General features: G+C 40.0%; 26 protein-coding genes. 13 read left to right on the top strand and 13 right to left on the bottom strand.

Annotated features, from left to right (window positions below):
• Positions 1 to 162: a hypothetical protein gene (locus EWV84_RS21595; RefSeq protein WP_287079974.1), complete on the bottom strand. Its 162-nt coding sequence runs from the start codon at positions 160 to 162 to the stop codon at positions 1 to 3.
• A 49-nt stretch (positions 163 to 211) separates the two neighbouring features.
• On the opposite strand from EWV84_RS21595, the gene EWV84_RS21600 reads away from it, so the two are divergent.
• Positions 212 to 2,734, top strand: coding sequence for a glycogen/starch/alpha-glucan phosphorylase (locus EWV84_RS21600; RefSeq protein WP_287079976.1), 2,523 nt, complete (start codon positions 212 to 214; stop codon positions 2,732 to 2,734).
• Between the two features lie 180 nt (positions 2,735 to 2,914).
• On the top strand, positions 2,915 to 3,196 hold the full coding sequence (locus EWV84_RS21605; RefSeq protein WP_287079978.1) for a hemolysin XhlA family protein: 282 nt from the start codon (positions 2,915 to 2,917) through the stop codon (positions 3,194 to 3,196).
• Between the two features lie 111 nt (positions 3,197 to 3,307).
• Here EWV84_RS21605 and EWV84_RS21610 read toward each other — a convergent pair whose 3' ends face one another.
• Positions 3,308 to 3,730 (bottom strand): type II toxin-antitoxin system VapC family toxin, encoded by a 423-nt coding sequence (locus tag EWV84_RS21610; protein ID WP_287079979.1) that lies wholly within the window; start codon positions 3,728 to 3,730, stop codon positions 3,308 to 3,310.
• Entirely contained in the window at positions 3,717 to 3,977 is a 261-nt protein-coding gene (locus tag EWV84_RS21615) for a hypothetical protein (protein ID WP_002773298.1), read from the bottom strand. Before EWV84_RS21615 ends, EWV84_RS21610 begins: the two co-directional genes overlap by 14 nt.
• A 162-nt stretch (positions 3,978 to 4,139) precedes the next feature.
• Between EWV84_RS21615 and EWV84_RS21620 the strand changes: the two genes are divergently transcribed.
• From EWV84_RS21620 to EWV84_RS21650, 7 genes are all read left to right on the top strand, one after another.
• Positions 4,140 to 4,490: a hypothetical protein gene (locus EWV84_RS21620; protein WP_287079980.1), complete on the top strand. Its 351-nt coding sequence runs from the start codon at positions 4,140 to 4,142 to the stop codon at positions 4,488 to 4,490.
• Entirely contained in the window at positions 4,450 to 4,656 is a 207-nt protein-coding gene (locus EWV84_RS21625; RefSeq protein WP_287079981.1) for a type II toxin-antitoxin system HicB family antitoxin, read from the top strand. Before EWV84_RS21620 ends, EWV84_RS21625 begins: the two co-directional genes overlap by 41 nt.
• Before the next feature lie 19 nt (positions 4,657 to 4,675).
• Positions 4,676 to 4,867 carry a type II toxin-antitoxin system HicA family toxin gene (locus EWV84_RS21630; RefSeq protein WP_287080004.1) on the top strand — a complete coding sequence of 64 codons (192 nt, stop codon included), beginning with the start codon at positions 4,676 to 4,678 and terminating at the stop codon, positions 4,865 to 4,867.
• A gap of 360 nt (positions 4,868 to 5,227) precedes the next feature.
• Positions 5,228 to 5,434: a type II toxin-antitoxin system HicB family antitoxin gene (locus tag EWV84_RS21635; RefSeq protein WP_012264985.1), complete on the top strand. Its 207-nt coding sequence runs from the start codon at positions 5,228 to 5,230 to the stop codon at positions 5,432 to 5,434.
• Positions 5,427 to 5,639, top strand: a complete 213-nt coding sequence (locus EWV84_RS21640; protein WP_002759169.1) for a type II toxin-antitoxin system HicA family toxin — start codon at positions 5,427 to 5,429, stop codon at positions 5,637 to 5,639. The genes EWV84_RS21635 and EWV84_RS21640 overlap by 8 nt, the downstream gene beginning before the upstream one ends.
• Before the next feature lie 233 nt (positions 5,640 to 5,872).
• The gene (locus EWV84_RS21645) at positions 5,873 to 6,175 is read left to right on the top strand and encodes a hemolysin XhlA family protein (protein WP_002773297.1); all 303 of its coding nucleotides are present in this window, start codon (positions 5,873 to 5,875) and stop codon (positions 6,173 to 6,175) included.
• A 29-nt stretch (positions 6,176 to 6,204) separates the two neighbouring features.
• Positions 6,205 to 10,185 carry a CHAT domain-containing protein gene (locus EWV84_RS21650; RefSeq protein WP_287079983.1) on the top strand — a complete coding sequence of 1,327 codons (3,981 nt, stop codon included), beginning with the start codon at positions 6,205 to 6,207 and terminating at the stop codon, positions 10,183 to 10,185.
• Positions 10,186 to 10,278: 93 nt separating this feature from the next.
• Here the strand turns inward: EWV84_RS21650 and EWV84_RS21655 are convergent, their stop codons facing one another.
• The 4 genes from EWV84_RS21655 to bchL form a co-directional block, all read right to left on the bottom strand.
• Complete coding sequence (locus EWV84_RS21655; protein ID WP_287079986.1) at positions 10,279 to 10,689, bottom strand: hypothetical protein; 411 nt, start codon at positions 10,687 to 10,689, stop codon at positions 10,279 to 10,281.
• A gap of 511 nt (positions 10,690 to 11,200) precedes the next feature.
• On the bottom strand, positions 11,201 to 12,004 hold the full coding sequence (locus tag EWV84_RS21660) for a nucleoside phosphorylase (protein ID WP_287079987.1): 804 nt from the start codon (positions 12,002 to 12,004) through the stop codon (positions 11,201 to 11,203).
• Between the two features lie 77 nt (positions 12,005 to 12,081).
• Entirely contained in the window at positions 12,082 to 13,482 is a 1,401-nt protein-coding gene (locus EWV84_RS21665) for a ferredoxin:protochlorophyllide reductase (ATP-dependent) subunit N (RefSeq protein WP_287079989.1), read from the bottom strand.
• A 387-nt stretch (positions 13,483 to 13,869) separates the two neighbouring features.
• Positions 13,870 to 14,739 carry a ferredoxin:protochlorophyllide reductase (ATP-dependent) iron-sulfur ATP-binding protein gene (bchL, locus tag EWV84_RS21670; RefSeq protein ID WP_002759152.1) on the bottom strand — a complete coding sequence of 290 codons (870 nt, stop codon included), beginning with the start codon at positions 14,737 to 14,739 and terminating at the stop codon, positions 13,870 to 13,872.
• A gap of 460 nt (positions 14,740 to 15,199) precedes the next feature.
• On the opposite strand from bchL, the gene EWV84_RS21675 reads away from it, so the two are divergent.
• Entirely contained in the window at positions 15,200 to 16,045 is an 846-nt protein-coding gene (locus EWV84_RS21675; RefSeq protein WP_287079991.1) for a hypothetical protein, read from the top strand.
• 4 nt (positions 16,046 to 16,049) lie between these two features.
• Entirely contained in the window at positions 16,050 to 16,235 is a 186-nt protein-coding gene (locus EWV84_RS21680; protein WP_002798718.1) for a hypothetical protein, read from the top strand.
• A 539-nt stretch (positions 16,236 to 16,774) separates the two neighbouring features.
• Here EWV84_RS21680 and EWV84_RS21685 read toward each other — a convergent pair.
• Both EWV84_RS21685 and EWV84_RS21690 read right to left on the bottom strand, forming a co-directional pair.
• Positions 16,775 to 17,983 (bottom strand): 4-hydroxy-3-methylbut-2-enyl diphosphate reductase, encoded by a 1,209-nt coding sequence (locus EWV84_RS21685; RefSeq protein WP_287079993.1) that lies wholly within the window; start codon positions 17,981 to 17,983, stop codon positions 16,775 to 16,777.
• A gap of 94 nt (positions 17,984 to 18,077) precedes the next feature.
• Positions 18,078 to 18,551 (bottom strand): CRR6 family NdhI maturation factor, encoded by a 474-nt coding sequence (locus tag EWV84_RS21690; protein ID WP_287079994.1) that lies wholly within the window; start codon positions 18,549 to 18,551, stop codon positions 18,078 to 18,080.
• 290 nt (positions 18,552 to 18,841) lie between these two features.
• On the opposite strand from EWV84_RS21690, the gene EWV84_RS21695 reads away from it, so the two are divergent.
• Both EWV84_RS21695 and EWV84_RS21700 read left to right on the top strand, forming a co-directional pair.
• The gene (locus EWV84_RS21695) at positions 18,842 to 19,711 is read left to right on the top strand and encodes a bile acid:sodium symporter family protein (protein WP_287079996.1); all 870 of its coding nucleotides are present in this window, start codon (positions 18,842 to 18,844) and stop codon (positions 19,709 to 19,711) included.
• A gap of 43 nt (positions 19,712 to 19,754) precedes the next feature.
• A complete protein-coding gene (locus EWV84_RS21700) occupies positions 19,755 to 20,345 on the top strand; it encodes a hypothetical protein (RefSeq protein WP_287079997.1) in 591 nt (196 codons plus the stop codon).
• 139 nt (positions 20,346 to 20,484) lie between these two features.
• Here the strand turns inward: EWV84_RS21700 and EWV84_RS21705 are convergent, their stop codons facing one another.
• The 4 genes from EWV84_RS21705 to EWV84_RS21720 all read right to left on the bottom strand — a co-directional run bounded on the left by EWV84_RS21705 (position 20,485) and on the right by EWV84_RS21720 (position 23,989).
• A complete protein-coding gene (locus EWV84_RS21705) occupies positions 20,485 to 20,826 on the bottom strand; it encodes a hypothetical protein (protein ID WP_287079998.1) in 342 nt (113 codons plus the stop codon).
• A 63-nt stretch (positions 20,827 to 20,889) separates the two neighbouring features.
• The gene (locus EWV84_RS21710) at positions 20,890 to 21,297 is read right to left on the bottom strand and encodes a hypothetical protein (protein WP_287080000.1); all 408 of its coding nucleotides are present in this window, start codon (positions 21,295 to 21,297) and stop codon (positions 20,890 to 20,892) included.
• A gap of 50 nt (positions 21,298 to 21,347) precedes the next feature.
• Positions 21,348 to 22,004, bottom strand: a complete 657-nt coding sequence (locus tag EWV84_RS21715; RefSeq protein ID WP_287080001.1) for a hypothetical protein — start codon at positions 22,002 to 22,004, stop codon at positions 21,348 to 21,350.
• Positions 22,005 to 22,132: 128 nt separating this feature from the next.
• Positions 22,133 to 23,989, bottom strand: coding sequence for a CHAP domain-containing protein (locus EWV84_RS21720; RefSeq protein ID WP_287080003.1), 1,857 nt, complete (start codon positions 23,987 to 23,989; stop codon positions 22,133 to 22,135).
• Positions 23,990 to 24,523: the final 534 nt, after the last annotated feature.

The raw sequence follows: 24,523 nt of genomic DNA on the forward strand, positions 1-24,523 counted from the left end.
TTAAGTATAATACAGTTTACCCACAGATGGTGGAATTAAACCGATGCTCCGCGGTTGATATTCTGGTCGGATTTCATCCCCCGCAAAGGTGAGTATCTTGTCGAAAAATGTAGCGGGGGTATTCATCCGACATTTTAGGTAAACTATAAGGGATATCGTCATCAGAATCTGAGCGGCGATCAACTCCCGAATATATGGACAACAAAAACCCATGGAGACAACCTCTACCCTAGCTGATGGGCGTGAAGCACTTCAATGCCCCACCCTGATTGAAGACGATCGCACGGGCATGAGTCCCGAAACCCTAAAACGGGCTTTTCTGGACAATCTGTTTTATTTGCAAGGGGTTAACCGCACCGATGCCAGTCCCTACAATTACTATGTCGCCCTTGCCTACACCGTTCGCGATCGCCTCCTGCGTCGTTTTCTGAAATCCACCGACACCTACAAACAAGAAAAAGTTAAACTCGTCTGCTATTTCTCCGCCGAATTCCTCATGGGGCGGTATTTAGGTAATAATCTCGCTAATTTGGGTATTTATGACCTAATCAAAGAGATGATCGAGGAATTAGGTCTTGATTTTGAGGAAATTATCGAACAGGAACCGGATCCCGGCCTCGGAAACGGCGGTTTAGGGCGTTTAGCGGCTTGTTTCCTCGATTCCCTCGCTTCCCTAGAAATTCCCGCCATCGGTTACGGTATCCGCTACGAATTTGGCATTTTCCATCAAATCATCCAAGACGGTTGGCAGGTGGAAATCCCCGATAACTGGCTACGCTTCGGCAATCCTTGGGAATTACCTCGTCCCGATGAAAGTGTGGAAGTAAAACTGGGTGGCCGGACGGAAATCTATCACGATGATAAGGGACAAGAACGAGTACAATGGCTGCCGGAACGTCGGGTTTTAGCCATTCCCCACGATACCCCCGTCCCGGGTTACAAAACCAACACGGTTAACGCTTTGCGTCTCTGGAAAGCAGAAGCGAGTGAATCGTTTAATTTTGAGGCTTTTAACGCTGGGTTATACGATCAATCCGTGGCTGAAAAAATGGACGCGGAAACCATTTCTAAAGTCCTTTATCCCAACGATAACACCCCCGCCGGTCGCGAATTACGTCTCGCCCAACAATACTTTTTTGTGGCCGCTTCCCTGCAAGATTTAATTCGCATTCACCTAAAAAGCCACAAAAATCTGCAAAACTTCCACGAAACCGCCGCTATTCAACTGAACGATACTCACCCCGCCATTGCGATCGCTGAGTTAATGCGTTTGTTAGTGGATGAAAACGGCTTAGAATGGTCAAAAGCTTGGACAATTACCCAAAAAACCTTCGCTTATACCAATCATACCCTATTGCCGGAAGCCCTGGAACGTTGGTCGGCGGATTTACTCGGTAAACTGCTACCCCGACATCTAGAAATTATCTACCTGATCAATCACTTTTTCCTCGATGATGTGCGGACTTGGTTTCCCGATAACGAGGAATTATTGGGCAAATTGTCGATAGTTGAAGAAGCTGGTTGGGGTAATAAACAAATTCGCATGGCTAATTTAGCCTGTGTGGGTAGTCACTCGATTAACGGAGTTGCCGCTTTACACACGGAGTTACTGCAAAAAGACACCCTGAAAGAGTTTGCCATGCTCTGGCCGGAAAAATTCTACAATAAAACCAATGGTGTCACCCCGCGCCGGTGGATTTTATTGAGCAATCCCCAATTATCGGCACTATTTACCGAAAAAATCGGCGATGATTGGTTAAAAGACCTGAAGGAATTGCGAAAACTGGAACAATACCTTGATGATCCCGCATTCCGTCAGCGTTGGTATGAAATTAAACAGGCGAATAAGGCCGATTTAGCGGCTTATATGCTGAAAACCCGCAATATCGAGGTGGATGTTAATTCGATTTTCGATGTGCAGGTAAAACGGATTCACGAATACAAACGCCAACATCTGGCAGTTCTGCACATTATCGCCCTTTATAATCGCATTAAACAGAACCCTCAGATCGATATCGTGCCGCGCACTTTTATCTTTGGTGGTAAGGCAGCTCCCGGTTACTTTGTGGCGAAGTTAATTATTAAGTTAACTAATGCTGTAGCTGAAATTGTTAATAAGGATCCTGATGTCAGAGGTCGTTTAAAATTGGTTTTCCTGCCTAACTTTAACGTTTCTTTGGGTCAACGCATCTATCCAGCAGCGGATCTTTCCGAACAGATTTCTACGGCGGGTAAGGAAGCTTCCGGAACTGGTAATATGAAGTTCGCTATGAATGGCTCCCTCACCATTGGGACTCTGGACGGCGCTAATATCGAAATTCGCGAGGAAGCAGGGGCAGAAAATTTCTTCCTTTTTGGCTTGACAGCAGAAGAAGTTTATGCTAAGAAGGCACACGGTTATGAACCGATGAGCTATTACAAAAATAATCGCGAATTGAAGGGAGTGATCGATCGAATTAAGAGTGGTTATTTTAGCCATGGTGACACGGAATTATTCAGGCCGATCGTTGATTCTCTCCTCTACGATGACCAGTATATGCTTTTAGCTGATTATCAATCCTACGCTGATTGTCAGGAACAGGTAAGTCAAGCTTATCGCGATCGGGACAAGTGGACGCGGATGTCGATTCTTAACTCGGTTCGTATGGCAAAATTCTCTAGCGATCGCACAATCTGGGAATATTGTCAAGAGATTTGGAAAGTTAATCCGGTCAAGATTAGTTTAGAGGATTAAAAAACTCGGTCAAGTTCGGGTTTAGTCTTTGACTAGCCCGAATTTTGGAACCGTGGCCACAAAAATGCTTTGTGAAAAGGATGAAATTTATTATTTTTTGCTATCCAAAAACTGGGTCAATACTTTTGAGTTTTAGGGGGAATGATTCGGGGAGCTTTTTTATTATGAGGAAAAATAGAAATGTCAGTGATAATTGAACAAAACCTAGGGGAAATTTTAGCTCAAATTAATCACAAATTAGAGAATTTACAAAAAGATGTTACAGACATCAAAATTGACTTAACAGAAGCTAAGGGGGAAAGACAGGTATTAAAGGTGGAAATCGATAATCTGAAGCAAGATGTTAAGGCGATTAAAAGTTCACAACAGGCTCAAATTTGGACATTAATTGGTATTTTAATTACGGCGGTAGGAGGGTTTTTAGTGGCAGTGGGTAGGTTTGTTATTTCGGGTAATCCTTAATTGCAATACCGTCTAAACTATGATTGAGAGTGATTGAATGATCGACTATGATTAGATTGTCTTTAGACAATCCCACAATCACAAAAATCCTATTCATTTGATTCCCAAGTATTAAGGATATTCTAAGAATAAATTTTGAAAAGTATTGTTATCCTGCCAGCGATAGATTGAAAAATCGCGGCGATCTGATGTTAAAATTCTCCCGTGTCCTAAGTTTTCAGCTAATACTACTAATGAAGCATCAGCTAGATACATTGGTATATCTTCATAACGTTCCATGAGTTGTTGCATTCGTCTAACATGATTTGATTGTAATTCAAATACTTCAAAACCACCCGCTAAGAAATTTTGGATAAATAGCAGTTGAGCATGATTACCGAGACGAGTTAGCAAAAGGTAACAAGTTTCGGTGAAAACACACCAGGTTGTTATTAGGGGTTCTCGCAATCTTTGAATTACAAGCTGTGCTTGCTGATGATGATTATCTTGCTCATTGGCAAGAGCCAACCAGAAGCCTGTATCAACTATAATCATGTTTGGCTGACCATTCTTCCTTCAGGATGGTTTTATAGTTAGTAGAAAGATCGGGCGAACCTTGTCCACACCCAATAAAACCGCTTTCTTTTAGCACTTTAAGAGGCTCTGAGTTACGCGGGTATAGTTTGGTATATTGTTGCTCAATAACTTGATTGAGTAGGGTAGTTATATCCTGATCGCTATGTTGTTGGATGTAGGCGAGTTTTTCCCTTTGTTCTTGGCTAAGATGAATGGTGATGTCCATAGTCTTTGTCCTTAATAATGTCTAAACTATGATTAGAATAAATGATCGACTATAATTGGGTTGTTTTTGACAATCATGGGAGTTTATTATATTATATCATAGGGTCGCTCTCTCGAAAAAATTATATTCCATCACACAATCACATCAATCACAGTACAGACAATGAATGAACAACGCGCCCAAGCTTATGTTAATTTAATTCAACAGTTGCTCGCTTGTACTGATGGTGAGGAACTCAATAAGATTCTGCAAGCAAATCAGGAATTGATTGATACCGAATTTTTGCAGGTGATGGAAAACTATGCAACAGGGTTAGAAGAACAAGGAAATAATAATCCTGTTGCTTGGTTACGGGATATAAGGTATAGAATCTTGTTATGTAGAAGTCTAAAGCATGATCTATATGATTATTTAATTGACTGTCATTCTAGCCTGACATATAATCATGGAAAGCTCAATCAGGAAAGTGAAAATGAGACAGGTATTTACAGCGAGAATTTTTCAAGAAGATAATTGGTTTGTTGCCCAATGTTTAGAGGTTGATGTTGCTAGTCAAGGGGAAACGGAAACCGAGGCGTTAAACAATCTGCAAGAGGCTTTAGAATTACATTTTGAACCGCCTTGTGCGACAGTTATTCCCCAATTACAGAAGATAGAGGTAGAAATCAAGGCCGCTTAAGCCTTTATCTTATCGTGAAATTAAACGCAAGTTGGAAGCGGCAGGGTTTGAAGTTGTTAGTCAAAAGGGGAGTCATGTTAAGTTTGCCAAGGATACTCCTGGAGGAAAAAGGACAACGATTGTTCCCTGTTATAAGGAGGTAACAATCGGTACAATTGGCAGTATTTTAAGGCAAGCGGGATTAGGGGTTGATGAATTTGATAGTTTATAACTAGAAATAGACAATTTTATGAATGAACAAAGTGCCTAAGCTTATGTTAATTTAATTGAACAGTTGCTCGCTTGTACTGATGGTGAGGAACTCAATAAGATTCTGCAAGCAAATCAGGAATTGATTGATACCGAATTTTTGCAGGTGATGGAAAACTATGGAACAGGGTTAGAAGAACAAGGAAATAATAATCCTGTTGCTTGGTTACGGAATATGGCGCAACAGTTGAGGGAATATCTCAACCCTCAAGCGGGAACTATAGAGGAATATCAGGGGTTTTTATTAGAAGTATTACAAGCAGAAGCAGAGATTAATGATGGCCGTGCTATAATAACTGACAACGATTATTATTATAAAAATATGCAGTATAAAGTCAGTCTTAAGCAAACAGAAGAAGGATATGCTGTTTGGTGTCCCGGTTTACCCGGCTGTGCTTCTCAAGGTACGACAAAAGAAGAAGCTCTCAATAATATTCAAGATGCTATTGTGTCTTATTTAGAAGTTGCTGAGGAATTGAATCAAGGTGTAGAATCTTGTTATGTGGAAGTTGAATTAAATCATGCCTAGTCTTCCCGGAATTAATCATCAACGAGCCATTAAAGCCTTTGAAAAAGCAGGATTTAGGATTGTTCGACAGGGTAAACATATTACAATGACTGATGGAGAGCATATCTTAACAATTCCCAGAGCTAATCCAATTAATGCTTATACAATGGGAACAATTATTAAAGGTGCCGGAATGTCTATTGAAGAATTTAAAAAACTTTTGTAAAAGCATCGGATTAAGGTTATGGACGAAAAACGCACCCAAGCTTATCTAAATATCATCGAGTCGGCCTCTAAAAAAAATCACAGTCTATCACACAATCACATCAATCACAGTACAGACAATGAATGAACAACGCGCCTAAGCTTATGTTAATTTAATTGAACAGTTGCTCACTTGTGCTAATGATTAAGATATACAATAATATTGACAAGCATCATTATTAGGAGAATCATCAGATGTCAGTTACTATTGAACAAGACCTTAAAGAATATCTCACTAAGTTTGACCAAAGATTTGACAGACTGGAACAAAAGTTAGAAATAATGAATAATCGCCTCACTAATTTAGAAGTTGGACAAGCTAGATTGGAGGAAAAAATCGATAGTTTGGAAAAAGATATTGAAAGTGTAAAAGAAGATACCAAAGAATTGAAAGGCTCTCAAAAGGCACAGATTTGGACGTTAATCGGAATTTTGGGAACGGCTTTACTAGGAACAGTCATCCGCTACATTATTATTCCTTTTCCTCCTCAATCATAAATATAATTATAACAATCACAATCAAAACAATGGATGAACAACGCGCCCAAGCTTATATCAATTTAATTGAACAGTTGCTCGCTTGTGCTGATGATGAGGAACTCAATAATATTCTGCGAGCTAATCAGGAATTGATTGATCCCGAATTTTTGCAGGTGATGGAAAACTATGCAACAGGGTTAGAACAACAAGGAAATAATAATAATGCGGCTTGGTTACGGAATATGGCGCAACAGTTGGGGCAATATCTCAACCCTCAAGCGGGAAGTATAGAGGAATATCAGGAGTTTTTATTAGAAGTATTACAAGCAGAAGATGAGAGTAATAGCGATCCTACGGTGGTTTATCCTATCCTACAACGCCGTCAACATCTGTTAGATGATACTTTTGCCCAACAGTTGCAACAATTCGCTAGATATGTGTTTTCTGAAGGGAAGACAGAAGATGTGCCAAGTATTGCCGTGGTGATTCAAAATTTATGTATTGATATTAAAAATTTCCCCTTGGGAAGTCGGGCTAATAAGCTGGAAATTGCGATTACAGGCTATCAAAACCTGTTAGAAGTATATACCCGTGAAGCTTTTCCAGAAGATTGGGCAATGACACAAAATAATCTGGGAAATGCTTATAGTAATCGTATCAAAGGGGAAAGGGCAGATAATCTAGAGTTAGCTATTGCAGCTTTAAACCAGTCTTTAGAAGTATATACCCATGAAGCTTTTCCAGAAGATTGGGCAATGACACAAAACAATCTGGGGTTAGCTTATGGAAATCGCATCAGAGGGGAAAGGGCAGATAATCTAGAGCTAGCTATTGCGGCTTGTAACCTGTCTTTGGAAGTATTAACCCGTGATAGCTTTCCTGAAGATTGGGCAAAGATACAAAATAATCTGGGGGCTGCTTATACTAAACGCATCAGAGGGGAAAAGGCAGATAATCTAGAGTTAGCTATTGCCGCTTATAAACTCTCTTTAGAAGTAAGAACCCGTGAAGCTTTTCCTAAAGATTGGGCAGAGACACAAAATAATCTGGGGACTGCTTATCAAACTCGCATCAGAGGGGAAAGGGCAGATAATCTAGAGTTAGCTATTGCGACTTTAAACCTGTCATTAGAAGTATATACCCGTGAAGCATTTCCTGAACAATGGGCAGGTACACAACATAATCTGGGGATTGCTCATGAAACTCGCATCAGATGGGAAAGGGCAGATAATCTAGAGTTAGCTATTGCCGCTTATAACCTGTCTTTAGAAGTATATACCCGTGATGCCTTTCCTTATGAATGGGCAAACACACAAAATAATCTGGGGATAGCTTATGGAAATCGCATCAGAGGAGAAAGGGCTGATAATCTAGAGAAGGAGATCACAGCTTACAATCTTTCATTAGAAGTATATACCCGTAAAGCTTTTCCTGAAGATTGGGCAAGGACACAAAATAATCTGGGGACTGCTTATAATAATCGCATTGTAGGGGAAAGGGCTGATAATCTAGAGTTAGCTATTGCAGCTTTTAACCTGTCTTTAGAAGTATATACCCGTGATGCCTTTCCTGAAGATTGGGCAAGGTCACAACATAATTTGGGAACTGCTTATCAAACTCGCATCAAAGGGGAAAGGGCAGATAATCTAGAGTTAGCTATTGCCGCTTATAACCTGTCATTAGAAGTAAGAACCCGTGAAGCTTTTCCTGAAAATTGGGCAGGAACACAAAATAATCTGGGGAATGCTTATAGTGATCGCATTAGAGGGGAAAGGGCAGATAATCTAGAGTTAGCTATTGCCGCTTATAACCTGTCATTAGAAGTATATACCCGTGAAAGCTTTCCTGATGAATGGGCAACAACACAAAATAATCTGGGAACTGCTTATCAAACTCGCATTAGAGGGGAAAGGGCAGATAATCTAGAGTTAGCTATTGCCGCTTATAACCTGTCATTAGAAGTAAGAACCCGTGAAGCATTTCCTGAACAATGGGCAATGACACAAAATAATCTGGGGAATACTTATAGTAAACGCATCAGACGGGAAAGGGCAGATAATCTAGAGTTAGCTATTGCCGCTTATAACCTGTCATTAGAAGTATATACCCGTGAAGCATTTCCTGAACAATGGGCAATGACACAAAATAATCTGGGGGCTGCTTATAGTAATCGCATCAGAGGGAAAAAAGCAGATAATCTAGAGTTAGCGATCGCAGCTTTTCACCTGTCTTTAGAAGTAAGAACTCCTACTGCTTTTCCTATAAACTGTTTAGTAACAGGACGTAACTTAGGAAATACTGCTAACTTTATCGAAGACTGGGAAACCGCCATCAAAGGCTACAACCTAGCCATCGAAGCAGTAGAAAATACCCGACTTGAAGCCTTAAACCCCCAACGACAACAAGAAATCCTCTCCAATGCAATGGATGTTTATCATGGCATAGTTCAATCCTATCTCAACCTCAATCAAAAAGATCGCGCTTTAGAATACGTTGAACGCAGCAAAACTCGCTATCTAGTCCAATTGCTTACCGACCGAGATATCTATCCTAAAGGTAATATCCCCCAAACTATTATTACCGAATTAGATCGCCTCCGTCGTGCCATTATTGGGGAAGAACAACAGTTAGCCATCCAAGAACAAACCTGCAATAGGGGAGTAACTTTAACCCTAGATCAACAAAAACAACCCATTTTAAATGACTATACTCACCTCAATCATTTAAAACAAGAATTAAATCAACTCATTGACCGTGAAATAACCGACATTGATCCCACTTTTAGATTAACTCAAAAGGTTCAAACTATTTCCTTAAATGAGATTCAATCCTTAATTAATCAACAAGCTGCAATTTTAGAATGGTATATTTCAGGGGAAACATTTTTAGCCTTTATTGTAACTTCCCAAGGATTAAAAGTTTGGCAATCTTCAGCAACAGATCGAGAAAACTTGATTAATTTCATTAAAAATTATCGTGAAGCTTATGAAAATAATAAAACAGAGTGGATTAAAACTCTTGATTCTCGTTTAAATCAACTATCAGAAATTCTCCACATTGATGAAATTTTAGAACTAATTTCCCCATCTTGTAAACGATTAATCATAATCCCCCATTGGTTTTTACATATTATTCCCCTTCATTGTTTACCCCTAAAAGATGGACAATTTCTCTATCAACGCTTTTCTAAAGGTGTAGGATACGTTCCCAGTTGCCAACTTTTAAAACTGGTACAATTATCACAACATGAAAACTTTGATCGTCTTTTTGCGATTAAAAACCCCACCCGAAAAGGACTAAAACCCCTCTTAGGAGCAAATCTAGAAATCGAGAGAATTAGTCAAGAATTTGATGCAGAAAAAACCATTATTATTGGTGAATCAGCAGCATCAGAACAAACCCTAGAAAACCGTCGTCAAGAATTACAAGCATCCCATTGTATTCACTTTTCTTGTCATGGTAAATTTAATAATGAATCCCCTAGAGACTCCGCATTAATGTTAGCAGATCCAGAAGGTAACTTAGGAAAATCAGCTAACCTTACTCTAGCAGAAGTCTTTAAAAAACTTGACTTAAGAGAATGCCGTTTAGTTACTTTTTCTGCTTGTGAAAGTGGTATAATAGAAAGTAAAGCCGATAGTATTAGTGATGAATATGTGGGTTTACCCAGTGGTTTTCTATTTGCAGGAAGTTCTAGTGTCGTTAGCACCCTTTGGACAGTAGATCCCCTAGCAACAACCTTATTTATGGCTAAATTTTATCACGATCTTAAACGGATTTCTATCCAAGATCAAGGGAGTATTGCTATTGTTTTAAATCATACTCAAACCTGGTTAAGAACATTGAATAGTCAAAAATTAGCCCAAACAAAAAATAGTCAAAAATTCCAGCAATTACTCGATCGAGTCTTTGAGAGTAAACGGGATAGAAGAAAATTCCAAGACTTATTAGAAGCGGCAGTGAAACGCGAACCCTATCCCTTTGCCAATCCCTATTATTGGACAGCATTTATCGCAACAGGAGTTTAACTCAGGTCTTGCAGCATTATCCAAAAGTCCAAAAAACCCGATTTTTTCTGCCTCTAAAAATCGGGTTTTTAATATCAGGGGTAAGATCTGAGTTTAAGAATCGGAACAATTTTGACAAAATTTATCCAGTCCTTCCTCTGAAATATAAATAGCAACTGGAGTCGATAAAAGTCCTGCTACTCCAGGCGGACACATCAAACATCCTGCGATAATATCTGTTACAGGGGGAATAAGTGCGGGTAAATATTTTTCTCGCAAAGTTTCATACTTCGGTTGACAGATAGAATCACGACATTTATTAAGAACAATAGCAAACCAACGAAAATTAGCCTTATCTTCTACCCCTTCAATCCCGTTACGAGTGGCAATAGATTCAGCAGCATCTGCTAAATCTCCCTCCCATTCCTCAATAAAATCAAGTGCAATTAAAGCGTTCTCATTGTCCGCAAATTCAATACGGTACTGAGCAATTTTTTCCGGTGTTAACTGCGTTGTGTCTGACATAATACCATCCTTAAAGCTAAAACTAATTTTTTTCTATTATCTCACTTTATTAGCTCCTAAGTAGGTAGGCGTTAAAAATTATCAGACACCCCCCTTATCAAGGGGGGATTAAGGGGGGATCAGAGGCAAAATCTATCTTCAATTTAATTATAACTACTTACTTAATCCCACCAAATGCCGTGAGGAAAATCCCTCGCTTTAGCTTGTCCGCAACTTTATAATCGTCTCGTCGCTAACGGTTTTGACTTTACCGATGGCAAGTTAATCCAGTCAAGATTAGCTTAGAAGACTAGGAAAAAGCGAATTTTTTTGGGGTGAGAATTTACGAATTTACTTTTGTCAAAAATCATTACATATTCGCAACAAAAGACACTTGTTTGAGTAAATTAATGTACCATACTTAGACAAGGCGATAAATTATTTTGTACTAGGAATTATGCGCTCAACTTATCTCCTGTTATCCCGAAAGTCAGGAAAAAGAGGAAGTCTTAATGAAAATGATTTCTCAACATTAATTAATTGAGGATGGGGAGAGGTTAGTAACAGTCAATATTGCCACCTGAATCGCTTTTTCGATGGCCTGTTGTTTGCTTTCTAAACTAATCCCTTCCTCTTTACTTCTTTCGGCAATTACACCACAAATACAAGCGGCAGTAAATCCATAAACCCCCGCCATTTTAAATAAAGTTCCCGCTTCCATTTCATAATTGAGAATATTTAAACGTCGATATTCTTCCGTAATTCCCTCTAAATGACGCTGAAGATAAGGGTTAGCGGAAGACAGGATTCTTTCCTGTCCTTCATAAAAACTATCCACAGAAGCGGTAATACCTACATGATAATTTACTCCCAAAAATTGAGCCGATTTAACTAGGTCAACTGTCAAAAAAGGATCCGCCACTGCGGGATATTCCAGAGGAGCAATATCATTAGCAGCACCTTGCCTACATAAAGCCGCTTGGGAGATAATAATATCACCAATTTTTATTCTATTTTGAATTGCGCCACAAGTACCAATACGAATAATAGTTTTAATTCCCACCTGTATTAATTCATTAACCACAATACTCAAAGATGGCGCACCCATGCCACTGGTAGCCAGAAGAATTGGGGTAGAATTATCTAGATAGCCAAGATAACTATTTAAACCGCGATAATCCGATAGTAAACGTGCATTTTGTAAATAAGTTTCAGCAATATAGCGCGAGCGTTCTGGTTCCCCCGATAATAGGGTGATAGTAGGTTTTGCCGTGCCTAAATCCTCACTGCTAAAGTTGAGATGATAGGGTTTTTGGTGAGATAAGTTATTGGACATTGAAGTTAACTAAATACTGAAAAAAGGTAAGGAAAATCAATTCCTTACCTGAGGATTGTACACTTCTGACAACAAATTTACACTTTTGCTGACTCTTTAACTAACTTATCCCAACCCAATTCCTTGAGGTTATTGTTGCGACGCAGGGGACGAGTAGCTAACTCTAAAATATCTCGCGCATTGGTGAAACCATGAATTTGAGCAAAAGTAAATTCTACCGACCATTTAGTGTTAATTCCCCGCGCTTCTAAGGGATTTGCATGGGCCATTCCTGTAATCACTAAATCGGGTTTTAACTCGTAAATGCGCTGAATCTGATTGTAGTTATCAGGTTTTTCGATAATTTTCGGGATGGTAACACCCATATCATTACAGGTTTTCTCTAGTAATGCCAATTCGGCCGCTTGGTAGCGTTTATCCATGTAAGGAATACCGATTTCATCACAAGTCATCCCGCAACGAATTAGGAAACGTGCCAAGGAAATTTCTAGTAAATTATCCCCCATAAAGAAGACCGATTTACCGCGCACAAGTTGCAGATAATCCTCTAAACTTTCCCAAATTTTTGCCTCTCTTTCCTCTAATCCCTGCGGTTCTACTCCCAAAACCGAACAGATTTTTTCTATCCAAGCGCGGGTTCCATCCGGACCGATGGGAAAGGGTGCGCCAATTAATTTACACTTACGACGACGCATTAAAGTGGTGGCAGTTCGTGATAGAAAAGGATTGACACCAGCGACATAATAACCTTCTTCAATTACCGGTAATTCAGTAAAGCGTTTGGCCGGCAACCAACCATCAATTTTAACTCCTTGTTTTTTTAATTCTAGGGTTAAATTAGTCACAATCGGGTCAGGAACGGAACCAAATAAAACTAAAGGAGGATGGTCTTTATATTCCGATTCTTCCTGTTTAATTTCTTCTTTTTTACGTCCAAAAGTTAAGAGTTTCTGGATAGCATTCCGTTCTTCTTTGTCGTTTTCATGCTTAACTTTTTCGGGACATTTATGCACCATAGAAGCGAGGACGGTATCTTCCCCTTGGGTAAAGGCATAATCTAAACCATTAGCGCGCGCTGTCACGATAGGAATACCGATTTCTGACTCTAGTTTTGGTGCTAATCCTTCCAAGTCCATTTTGATTATTTCGGTGGTACAAGTACCGATAAAAACGATAACGCTAGGGTTTCTATCTCGTTTAATTTGTAAGCAGAGGCGTTTTAGTTCTTCGTAGTCTTTTAGTTGAGCGGAAATATCCCCTTCTTCTAATTCGGCCATGGCATAACGTGGTTCGGCAAAAATCATCACACCCATAGCATTTTGCAGGAAGTAACCACAGGTTTTTGTGCCGATAACAAGGAAGAAACTATCTTCGATTTTTTGGTATAACCAAGCAACACAGCTAATCGGACAAAAGGTGTGATAGTTGCCAGTTTCACAATCAAATTGTAAAGCGCTCGGTTCTTGAATGGCGGTCATGTTTTTTGGGTCTCCTTTAACTTAGTTTATTGAGGTTTTCTCGTTTTATCTGTTCTCTAATCTTTTGTAGTTCACTATCTTGTGATGGATTAAAAGTTTCTAGTTTCTTCTTCTGACGGATCAAAATTCAATCCTCAGACTTCTACCAGTTTGTCCCCATCGGAATTAAGCTGACAAAAGAAATACATACATACTGATAACTTAAGTTCTAAAGCTGCATCGAGTTGGGTGGTGGGCCAGTGGGTAGGGTGGGTTAGGCGACGATAAGTTAGGCTATTAACTAATAAGTTAATTATTCGCCGTAACCCACCCAGAAAAAGAGTTTATTGGTGGTTATTGGTGGGTTTTGGTGGGTTAGCGACAGCGTAACCCACCCTACAAAATAATCTAAACCATCATTAGGTCTAATTCTTCCTCGGCGTTAACTTTGGGTTTATCAGCATTAAGATAGAAATCCGATAATAAAGTGAATAATTCCCGGTCGGCAGATTCTTTGGGAATAACTCCTTCTGGTTTGGCTAAAATCTGATCGGCAATGTTGAGATAATAGTCACAAACATAACTTAACATCGGATCCTTGTCGGCCATTTCAAAGAGAGTTTGACCTTTAACTCTGGAGACGCGAATATCTTCAATTAAGGGTAAAACTTCTAACACTGGCATGGGAACATGATCCACATATTTATTAATTAAATCGCGTTTTGAGGTGCGATTACCAATTAATCCGGCTAGTCGCAGGGGATGGGTGCGCGCTTTTTCACGGACGGAAGCGGCGATGCGATTGGCGGCAAAAAGAGCATCAAAGCCGTTATCTGTGACAATTATGCAGTAATCGGCGTAATTTAAGGGTGCGGCAAATCCCCCACAGACCACATCCCCCAAAACATCGAACAAAATCACGTCAAATTCATCAAAAGCGTTCAATTCTTTTAATAATTTCACCGTTTCCCCGACGACGTAACCGCCACAACCAGCACCGGCCGGGGGGCCACCCGCTTCCACGCATTTGACACCACCGTAGCCGTCATAGATAACGTCTTCGGGCCAGATGTCTTCGTAGTGAAAATCTTTTTCTTGCAGGGTATCGATGATTGTGGGAATAAGAAAGCCTGTCAGGGTGAAGGTGCTATCATGCTTGGGGTCACAGCCTATTTGCAGGACTTTTTTGCCTCTTTTGGCTAAAGCGGCCGAAATATTACAGCTTGTTGTCGATTTACCGATGCCACCTTTTCCGTAGACTGCAAGTGTTAAAGGCATGGAAGTTCTCCTAAATGTGCGCTTGAATGGTGAGTTTGTTTATCAGTGCTTTGATCGCCATTATTGACCATCTCCCCACCCCTTGGAAAGAGGCTCAATTTTTATCTGCTATAGCTAGAGTGAGATTGAAAGCGTAAAAATTAGATAAATAATCTTTTAGAGCTTATAAAGTTCTTTAAAGTCATAAAAACTTATAAAAACAGCCTTGTTTATATATTTACTTTAAATACAAACAATAAACAAAAAAACGCCAAAGCTTTACAAAAACTCGATAAACAGGGTTTTACCGTGCCAAACCCAGACAAAAAAGGTCAAGATAGAGGCAGTCTAGAGACTGATGTAAGATTTTCGTGAATAATCATTACAATTTTCCCGGTCAGCAGATTAAATAAATAGCTCCTGAGAAGGATGCTGAAAAAAGCTGTAGTACAATGAGAACAAAGTACCTGTAGGGTTTCCTATGCGAGTTAAGCAAAAAACGCTGACTACACTCTTATTAGAAAATAAGGCTCCTAAATATCGTCCTTTTCTGGGTTTTTTTCTGGCTGGGGTTCCCTTGCTCTTTTTGGCCTATGTGGTTTCTTTCCAGCGCGCTTATCTCAACTGCATTAGGTTAAGCACAAAAAGGATAGATTGTCAATATGTCCAAGAGTATAATTTTCCTGTTTCTAGTCGGGAAAATTTTTCTTTGACTCACATTAAAGCTACGGCTGTCTATCAAGAAGTTTTTATCAGTGTTGAGCAGGAAAAAACTGTTAATAACACGGTTTTATTGGTCGGAAGAAATAACTATCTCTACATCGAGAATTTTCGGGATGTGCAGTCAGCTAGTGATTTTAAAACTCGATTTGATAGTTTTGTGAATAGATATCAAGCTCAGGAAATTATTGCCAAAAGTCCCCTAGATACCTTGTCAGCACTGCTAGAACACCACCATAATTATCCCTATTATCTCTGGGGTATGTTATGCTTATTGTCAGGTCTATTGTTACTTTATGATGTCAGCTATTGGGAGAGTTATGTCTTTAATCAGGGTACCTCTACCCTAACCCGTAAGCGACAACATTTAACTTTTAGAAGTGAAAGTGATTATCTTCTAGAGAGAATTGTTGAGGCAAAAGTAGAAGAGTACAAAGGCTTTTTGGGGTCTAATTACCGACGGATTATTTTAACCTTATCCAATGGGGAAAAAATTATCCTCAATTGCCGGTTACTGGAATCTATCAGTAACGGAAAAAGGGAAGAAAAAATTCTGGCAATGATTGCCGAAAAGTTAAACTTAACTCAAGAGGAAGTGTTAATCTAAGTAAATGCGCTCAAATTCTAGTTATTTAAAGTCTCTTTTTTTCGGTTTCCTATTAGTGACCGTGTTAGTTTATATATTGCGCGGCATGGGAATATTATCTTTTTTACCCGGAGGATTAATTTTGTTATTAATTCTCTCTTCCGTGGTGACGGGAATTATCTACGGAATCGATAAAACCCGCCGTTTTTAGGAAAATATTGGCTCTTCCTTCCAGACAGAAACGAGAAGGCCGCATCTCATTTTTGTAAATCTACTAAGTTGGGATTTTTAGGGGGAAACTCTCTGCTAAAGTCGGGCCTTACTTTCGATTTTATCACTCAATCCAAGCTTTTGGGGGGTTCTACTCCCCAAACCCCGGAGCGCATTAGTTTTTCGGTGGGATGCTTACAGACAGCTGCTGATACTAAATCTGGTTATTAAAAACTGATTATTTATTTTCCCCTTTGCATGAGTGCCTCTTGCATGAGTGCCTCTCCTCATAACTAGCCTATACTCAACGGATTTAGTATGATATATCTGTAATAATTTAAAAGTCACTGATAATTGCTGATTGTCGGTATTTCTGCAAATGTGAGATAGACCCAACGAGAAGAATCCAACGGTTCTAACGTCAATGTCAAGATTGCGGTAGTTAGTTTCTGAGCAATCCCACTGATAAAAATATCGGCTGCATCTCCTATTTGTGATCTGAGATGCAGCCATTGCTAAAGGCTAACACACCTAGGCTAATTAACCCGGGACTAAAGAAGATTTGAACGCAAAAATTTTCTCGATCACCTCTTCTACCACCTTATCGGGAGTGGAAGCACCAGAAGTCACTCCGACGGCAATTTTTCCCTCATTTAACCAGTTATCGGTGATGATTAAATCATCCCCTAAAGGTTTATGTTCGATGCGATTACCGGGGAGAATACGCTCGGCACTATCGATATGATAGGAGGGAATGGCACGCTCGATCGCTATTTCCTGTAGGTGAGTGGTATTAGAGGAATTATAACCCCCAATTACCACCATTAAAGAAAGCGGTTCTTTCACCAGTTCAAACATGGCATCTTGACGCTCTTGAGTGGCATCACAGATAGTATTAAAACTCATGAAATGATCTTTAAAATCGATCGGTCCGTACTTTCTCAACATAGTATGCTCAAAGAGTTTGCCAATTTCCTCTGTTTCACTTTTCAGCATCGTGGTTTGATTGGCAATACCGATATAATCTAGATCGCGATCGGGATCGAAACCCTGGGAATGTGCATTTTTAAACTTCTCTAAGAACTCATTTTTATCGCCACCGTGGAGAATATAATTAGCGACATAATTAGCTTGAGCCAAATTTAAAACGATCAGATAAGTGCCAGCAAAAGAGCTAGTGGCGATCGTTTCTTCGTGATTATATTTACCGTGAATAATCGAAGTGTGGTCGCTTTTTTTGTGCTTTTCCACGGAATTCCACACCTTAGAAACCCAGGGACAAGTGGTGTCCACAATCATGCAACCCTTATCGTTAAGTATTTGCATTTCCGAGACACTGGCCCCAAAAGCAGGTAAAATCACCACATCCCCCGATTCCACCACACTAAAGTCTTTTTGGCCATTTTCGACCGGAATAAAACCCACGGCCATGGAGCGCAGACGCTGATTAACCGAGGGATTGTGAATAATTTCGTTAGTAATCCAGATACGTTCCAGGGGAAAATGTTGACGAGTTTCGTAGGCCATGGCAACAGCGCGTTCTACCCCCCAACAAAACCCAAAAGCTTGAGCGAGATAGATCGTCACGTCACCCCGTTGTAAACGATAATTATTTTCCCGAATTTCTTGGATCAGGTCGCTTTGATACTCATTGGTCATCGCATCCATTACTTCCTCTTTATGACCGAATCCCTTGCGGTTATAGTTATCCGACTGCTGTAGGGTACGTTTAAAGGATTTTGTATCCATGATTCTCTGATAGGGGTATTGGTGGTGCTAAATTGGGCTAGACAGTAGCTTGCCATATACTAAAAATACCTTATCTAGTCAGCGCAGGAGGCTTTTAGAGACGAGAGAGAAATTCCTCGTCGATATCGTAACCAAACTGTTGAGCGAAAAATTTTAAGCGAGATAAAGCAGGAATTTGCTGACTTTTCAGCCAATCAGACAAAATAAAGAGTTTTTGCATCACAAAAATCTCCAAAGCTTCGGGATTATATTGAATTCCTTCCCCGCGATGGAATTGATGGGGGACCAACATGGCAGCATAACGGGCGATTTCTCCATGTTTTGGGTCAAGAATAAAGATTAACCAGGGATAAACCGCATCTAAACGCAGAAACCACAGTCTGACTTCCGCTATCTCCGATAATTCCCGCATATCACCCTCCGCGCGAGGATAATCTATCTCTAATTGTAGAGCTTGTTCCAATTTTGCGATCGCTGATTGGGACTGATAATCTTGAATAATAGTCTCTAAAGATGATAGATCGAGATTTTGAATCTGATTGGGGTTAAGAGCGATTTTGACAGTCATAGGCGCAAATAAAAGGTTATATCGGGCGAAATTACCGTTTTTTATCCCCAGATCGGCAATGATCTATCTCAGAAAATACTCTCGATCGGGACAAAAAAACTAAGTATGACTATTCTCTCACTCCGGAGCGAGAGAGGGAAACTGGACTAAAATCCCCAAGGTTGGATTTCTCCTACAATTTAACCTCTCTTGCACACCGGGGTTTTTTAGTCGGCAAAATCGGGAACCATGCACAAGAATGAATTAGTCAATTTATGGGAAAATAAGCGCATCTTCTCCGCTTTTATCCGATGCAAGCCAACTTTTTTACTAATATCCTCTTACCCGTTGCCCTAGGCGTTTTAATGTTAGGCATGGGATTGGGATTAATTCTCGCCGATTTTCAGCGTATCACCCGTTATCCCAAAGCAGTTCTGATCGGTTTAGTCAATCAAATTATTATCTTACCGATCGTCGGTTTTATTATTGCTTCTATCTTACCTCTCCGTCCAGAAATTGCCGTCGGTTTAATGATTGTCGCCATTTGCCCCAGCGGTCCTTCCTCCAATGTTTTAACCTATTTAGCTAAGGGAGATGTGGCCCTTTCTGTTACTTTAACCGCTTTTAGCAGCATCATCACCATTTTCACCATTCCTTTTTTAGCTAGTTTGAGCTTACAGCATTTTATGGGTGAAAGTGCCGCCATCTCCTTACCCATTGGTTCTACTATGGCGCAGATATTTTTGATTATAGTTTTACCCCTGGTTATCGGTATGACTATCCGCCATTACTTCCCTTTACTGGCCAAAAGTCTGGAACCGATAACTAATCGTTTAGCCGTGATTTTTCTAGCAGTTATTATCTGCTTATTAATAATCCGAGAATCGGAACGTTTGCCCCTATTCATTGCTCAAGCTGGCATCGCAGTGATCATTTTACATACGATTGCTTCCCTAATTGGGTTTTTTAGTGGTCGTTTATTTCAATTAACTATTCCCCAAAGAATTTGTATCGCAATTGAAGTGGGTATTCAAAGCGGCACTTTAGCTATTGCTATCACTGCCGGTTTATTAAAGAATCCCGATCTAGCCATTCCCGCAATTGTCTATAGTTTATGGATGTATGTCAGCGCTTTTATCGCTGTTTATTATGGTCGCAAAAAAGCAGCTTTGGCAAAATAGGTAAATGGGGTGATAGGATATAGCTAAAAACTGATAACTGATTATGTTAATTGGTAAATATTTAAGCCTAGAAGAATTATCTACCTGTTCCCAAACCTATCAAAAGTATGCAGCGCAAATCGCTCCCTACCCAAAAAATCCTGAAACGATAACCGCTTGGCAAAATCTCGCTCACTTCATTATCGATCCAATTATTGATAATTTTGGTCGAGAAAGATTCCAATTAACCTACGGATTTTGTTCCAATGATCTGAGAAAACTTCTCCAAAAAAAAGACCCAATCACTGGCTTAAAAAACGGTAGAATCGATCCCAGTCGCGATCAACATTGCGCCCACGAAATTAATCAAAAAGGTCAATATTATTGTCAGCGATTGGGGGCAGCCTGTGATTTTCGGATTATCGATTTAACGAGCGATCGCCTGATCGATTGGATTTTAACCGCAAAATTACCCTTTGATTCTCTCTATTTTTACGGAATTAATCGCCCGATTCATATCAGCTATGGACCCCAACATAAACGAGATCTATGGACTTTTACCCCTAAAGGAACACCGACTAAAAAAGGTTTACAATCATGGTTAGAAGCCGCTAAATCTGGGGAATATCTCGGTTTTTACCCAAGTATTACCTAATTAGGGTTTGCTGAATAATGGTAAAACCCTTTTAAAATGTCGTAGTATAATTTGGTATCGACGACCGTCCCCCCAAAACAAAAACTTCGTACCTCACTATTAGATAACTGCTATAACTAGCCTCAATCGCTTTTAATATTTATTCCATAGTAGTGGATTTTGAGAGCATTTTTGTCTCTAAAAACTGTAATCCATAACCTCCACAACCAGCAAGGATAAAGCCCAAAATAATCTGAATCTCTGGAGAAACAATATCCAGAGGAAAAGGGACGGGTAAACGGGTAGAATTGGGTTGAAGTTTTGTCAATAAATCAGACAGATCAGGATACTTTTCTTTGACTTGAGACAGTAATTTCTGGAAAGATTGCTGCTGGGCTTGTTGCAGTTCCCGTTTTTGAGGTATTTGCACAACTAAAACAAGACTAAACAGAATAGCTGTCAGAAAGGAAATACTACTCATCACTGGGTAAAATTTGCTCATAATACTAAACCTCAAAAGCAATCAATCTAGATCAAATCAAAATTACTGTCTATAGCCAATTAATTAGGGACCGTTGGCAGCAGTAGCCATCTCGTTAGGTTTAGTAGGTGCAGATTGCGACCCTTTAGCTTCCGCAAATTTCTGAACAAATTTCCCACCAAAAGCTGCTCCCAGAAAAGCGTAAATAATTGCCATTCCTTCTTCGCCTTTTTCTGTTTGATTGAGTTGGTCAAGTCGCTCCACACTGCTTATTATTCGCTCTAAATCAGGAGCGTCTTTCGAGACTTCTTGCTCGATTAACTTAAGGTATCTACCTTGCTCTGTGGCGTTTTCTGTATAGTTTTGATTGATGCGCCAAAACACTGCCAAGCTAAAGATGATCGCTGAAAATAAAGATATAATTGCCATCAACCTCATAGATGAATTATTACCCTGATCATCTTGTAAAAATCCTACTTGTTTTGTTGTCATGATATAATTCTCCTGTCTAGAGTAAAAATTATGAATTATTAACTAAGAATTTAGTTAACTGATTTCGAGGTTCTTTGAACAATTTTGGAGCCAAAAGCCGTCCCTAATAAAGCATAGGTTGCCTCTGCTTCTGCTGCCTGAGTATGACCTAAAACTGTCAATCCTCCCAACATAATTGCTGCCAAGAGCGCCGTAAAACTGCCTAATCTGACGGGAGAGAGAGCATTATTAAGTTGATCATCTTCAAAAAAACTAGCTGGTTCTGGTTCCCAGAAATCTTCCTCATCATCCGGGGAAATTACGGGATTTATCGGTGGTAACTGCACTATTTTTTCATCGGGGTTTACCACAGGAGCTGATAAACCGGGGGTTGGTTCCCAGATTTCCTCATCTTCTTCATAATTAGCAACTGGCTCTGAGTTTTCTAATTTAGTATCCTCCCCCGATTCGATCAATTCTTCTTCTTGAGATTCTTCCTCTCCAGAAAAAGAGATGTCCTGAACAGAATTATCATGGTTAATTATAGAACCCGGTTCCATAACTTCTTCTTCCTCATCGGTATTAATCACCTCCGATTCTATTGGGTTTAGGTTGACATTATTGTGATGATGACCACTAATCAAATCTCCGATTTTATCTAGAAAATTTTTTAGACAGGGAATCTGCAAATCGGAATTTTCTAAGGTTATTTGTCCCGTATAGCTCATGAGTAAAACCCTCCTGAATTGACTCGGTTAATCGAGCTTTAAACCTGCCTGTTGACAATAAAAAATCTCGATTAACCCTTTACTATTGTCTGAGAAAATTTCTCTTGTTGGATAGAAATTAAGACTGCTTACACAAATCTTTGACTAACTTTTTTGGTGGCATCACCCACAGTAACAAATCCTTTATGGGGTGGACCATCTAACCCTCGATTTTGCTGATAACTGATAGTACCTTGGCGGAAAAGCACATGATTTGGCCCCTTGCCAATAGCAGCAGGATAGAGAATTGCCATATAGACATCTTCTAAAGTTTTAAGGCGATTTCTGTAGGGCCAGAAGTATTTTTTAACGTAGTCGAGTTGTTTTTCTGGACTCATTCTTGCTAAGTCAGTGGTAGTTGTTCCTAAAGAACGGGCTGTGGGTCCCATAAATTGAATTAATCCCGTGGCACCACTACCGGAAAAACTGCTGATGGCAGGGCTAAAAGTCCCGCCAGTTTCAAAACTCATAGCGGCCATGAGGTGATTAGGATCAACTCCCAATTCTTTGGCGATTTGTATTACTTTATTGCGGAAGGAAATTGAGGTTTTGTCTATGCCAACAACCCGACGCAAATTGGGAGCGCTTACACCGGCAACAGATGCCGATTCTTTGGATTTGAGAACAATTTCAATAGCGGCACTATCAATCAGACGACCAGAGGCATCAATTCCTTCCGCAACAATTTTGCGAGTACCTCCCGTGCTGAATTTAAATTCGTGTTGCCAACACCCATTATCTACGGGGATGTCTTTTCCCAAAAAGAAATTTTTATCGGCAAAGGGAGTTCTCAATTGAATCGTCTGGATGAGAGGATCCTCGGCAACCCCCTTAAATATGACTGACGATTCTAAATCTAATTCTTGATTAATTTTGGGACTGGTAATACGGACAGTATCCACATCGTTATTACCATCGGGATCGAGATTAATGATCACATCTGTGCTGTCAATAACCTGATCGTTGCTATCTAGTCCCTCGATAAAAATTTTGCGATCACCACCCGTTTGAAATTGATAGGAGGAACGCCATTGACCATTAATAACGGGTACTTTTCCGCCTAGGAGAAATTCCGCCCCACCCCAAGTGGTGCAGAGTTTGATTTTGACCACACCATTTTTGGCACTACCACTAAATTGTACGGGATGGTGCAGGGGATAACGAACGCGATCAACGGGTTGGTCAACAGATAAATTGCCTTGAGATTGCTTGGGTTGTCGCCAAGAGGCGTTCCAAGTGTCTCGACCGATAACACCATCCACTTCTAACTTCATTTTTGCTTGGAATTCTCGGCAGATTCGCTCTGAATTCGGTCCATACTCGCCATCAACTTCGATGGGATAGCCTCGTTCTTTCATACACTTCTGCCAGAGACGAATACTTTCCGATTCCATCGGGGGACTGGTCAGAGAGATATATTCTCCATTCCAAGAGGGAAATTCTCCCGCTTGAGCTCGAGTGTGCGCTGTGCCATTATAATCTGGTCGTCCGTAACCGAGAATCTGATTTCTCGTTCTTGTCCGTCGCATGACGATGCCACCGTTATCGTTGCTGGAAGTGCTGGTATTGCCCTCAATGGCTTGAATTTGACCGTTGCCTAGCACTTTCTCCACAATGCCCACATGGTCGGAAACCCCTCCTCTTTTATTAAACATATAGAAGACGACATCGCCGGGGCGGGGGTTTTCCGTGTGCCATCGGCTTTGGTCTTTAAACCACTTTACCCCATGGGGACAGTAAGCGAATCCCTTGTTAGTACCCAAATCTTTCGGGAATTCGAAGGTTAAACCGGCATTATCAAAACAGTAGGAAACAAACATGGCACACCAAGGGGCGCGATCCATGCCGTACCACTTGCCATACTTGTTACTATTCGTACCGGGAGGACTTTCTTTTGTCCCTATTTGTCGGCGGGCAACTTGCAAAACGTCTTCTGCTGTAGTCATTGAGATTACCTCGACTTTCCTCTGTGTTGCTTATAAGTAGTCGGACATAAGTTTTCGCTGCTGTATAAAGTTTTGTAAATAGGGTAGAAAGCTGTATGCAGCACCGAAAACCGCCTATTTTACATTTCTTAACATAGTGTTGTTTATTTATGTCCGACTAATTACTCCAGATTATAAAAGATGATTCCAGAAGACTTTTGAAAACAACTATATCTTTTAATAATTCTTGATTATCTCCTCGGAATTATCGCTATTTTTTAACATTACTTTTCTCTGATTGATATTTTTTAATCTTTTTGATTGACAAATTTTAAGATAAGTGGTTTACAAAATAAGTTTTTTAGTCCTGAGATGCACAAGGGAACGGCCAACAGAAAAGAAATAGAGCGATTCCAGCCGTAGGAGGAAATAGGCAATTAATGGCTCTTCGTTACCCTTTATGCTAAATCAACAGACAAGATGCCAAGACAACATACTTCTAACCCAAAAATTCCGAAAGTTTCTAAAGCCATAGGCTCTCCGTTTTATTAGTTT

It is taken from the genome of Microcystis sp. M_QC_C_20170808_M3Col (genome assembly GCF_007095505.1).
Taxonomy (GTDB): domain Bacteria; phylum Cyanobacteriota; class Cyanobacteriia; order Cyanobacteriales; family Microcystaceae; genus Microcystis.

Excerpts from the sequence above, each read along its gene's own strand:
- EWV84_RS21605 (WP_287079978.1), top strand. The coding sequence starts at position 2,915 with ATGTCAGTGATAATTGAACAAAACCTAGGGGAAATTTTAGCTCAAATT.
- EWV84_RS21635 (WP_012264985.1), top strand. The coding sequence starts at position 5,228 with ATGCAGTATAAAGTCAGTCTTAAGCAAACAGAAGAAGGATATGCTGTT.
- EWV84_RS21705 (WP_287079998.1), bottom strand. The coding sequence starts at position 20,826 with ATGAGCAAATTTTACCCAGTGATGAGTAGTATTTCCTTTCTGACAGCT.
- EWV84_RS21650 (WP_287079983.1), top strand. The coding sequence starts at position 6,205 with ATGGATGAACAACGCGCCCAAGCTTATATCAATTTAATTGAACAGTTG.
- EWV84_RS21655 (WP_287079986.1), bottom strand. The coding sequence starts at position 10,689 with ATGTCAGACACAACGCAGTTAACACCGGAAAAAATTGCTCAGTACCGT.
- EWV84_RS21700 (WP_287079997.1), top strand. The coding sequence starts at position 19,755 with ATGTTAATTGGTAAATATTTAAGCCTAGAAGAATTATCTACCTGTTCC.
- EWV84_RS21620 (WP_287079980.1), top strand. The coding sequence starts at position 4,140 with ATGAATGAACAACGCGCCCAAGCTTATGTTAATTTAATTCAACAGTTG.
- EWV84_RS21720 (WP_287080003.1), bottom strand. The coding sequence starts at position 23,989 with ATGACTACAGCAGAAGACGTTTTGCAAGTTGCCCGCCGACAAATAGGG.
- EWV84_RS21675 (WP_287079991.1), top strand. The coding sequence starts at position 15,200 with ATGCGAGTTAAGCAAAAAACGCTGACTACACTCTTATTAGAAAATAAG.
- EWV84_RS21680 (WP_002798718.1), top strand. The coding sequence starts at position 16,050 with ATGCGCTCAAATTCTAGTTATTTAAAGTCTCTTTTTTTCGGTTTCCTA.
- bchL (WP_002759152.1), bottom strand. The coding sequence starts at position 14,739 with ATGCCTTTAACACTTGCAGTCTACGGAAAAGGTGGCATCGGTAAATCG.
- EWV84_RS21640 (WP_002759169.1), top strand. The coding sequence starts at position 5,427 with ATGCCTAGTCTTCCCGGAATTAATCATCAACGAGCCATTAAAGCCTTT.
- EWV84_RS21690 (WP_287079994.1), bottom strand. The coding sequence starts at position 18,551 with ATGACTGTCAAAATCGCTCTTAACCCCAATCAGATTCAAAATCTCGAT.
- EWV84_RS21710 (WP_287080000.1), bottom strand. The coding sequence starts at position 21,297 with ATGACAACAAAACAAGTAGGATTTTTACAAGATGATCAGGGTAATAAT.
- EWV84_RS21615 (WP_002773298.1), bottom strand. The coding sequence starts at position 3,977 with ATGGACATCACCATTCATCTTAGCCAAGAACAAAGGGAAAAACTCGCC.
- EWV84_RS21600 (WP_287079976.1), top strand. The coding sequence starts at position 212 with ATGGAGACAACCTCTACCCTAGCTGATGGGCGTGAAGCACTTCAATGC.
- EWV84_RS21610 (WP_287079979.1), bottom strand. The coding sequence starts at position 3,730 with ATGATTATAGTTGATACAGGCTTCTGGTTGGCTCTTGCCAATGAGCAA.
- EWV84_RS21645 (WP_002773297.1), top strand. The coding sequence starts at position 5,873 with ATGTCAGTTACTATTGAACAAGACCTTAAAGAATATCTCACTAAGTTT.
- EWV84_RS21595 (WP_287079974.1), bottom strand. The coding sequence starts at position 162 with ATGACGATATCCCTTATAGTTTACCTAAAATGTCGGATGAATACCCCC.
- EWV84_RS21665 (WP_287079989.1), bottom strand. The coding sequence starts at position 13,482 with ATGACCGCCATTCAAGAACCGAGCGCTTTACAATTTGATTGTGAAACT.
- EWV84_RS21685 (WP_287079993.1), bottom strand. The coding sequence starts at position 17,983 with ATGGATACAAAATCCTTTAAACGTACCCTACAGCAGTCGGATAACTAT.
- EWV84_RS21695 (WP_287079996.1), top strand. The coding sequence starts at position 18,842 with ATGCAAGCCAACTTTTTTACTAATATCCTCTTACCCGTTGCCCTAGGC.
- EWV84_RS21625 (WP_287079981.1), top strand. The coding sequence starts at position 4,450 with ATGAGACAGGTATTTACAGCGAGAATTTTTCAAGAAGATAATTGGTTT.
- EWV84_RS21715 (WP_287080001.1), bottom strand. The coding sequence starts at position 22,004 with ATGAGCTATACGGGACAAATAACCTTAGAAAATTCCGATTTGCAGATT.
- EWV84_RS21660 (WP_287079987.1), bottom strand. The coding sequence starts at position 12,004 with ATGTCCAATAACTTATCTCACCAAAAACCCTATCATCTCAACTTTAGC.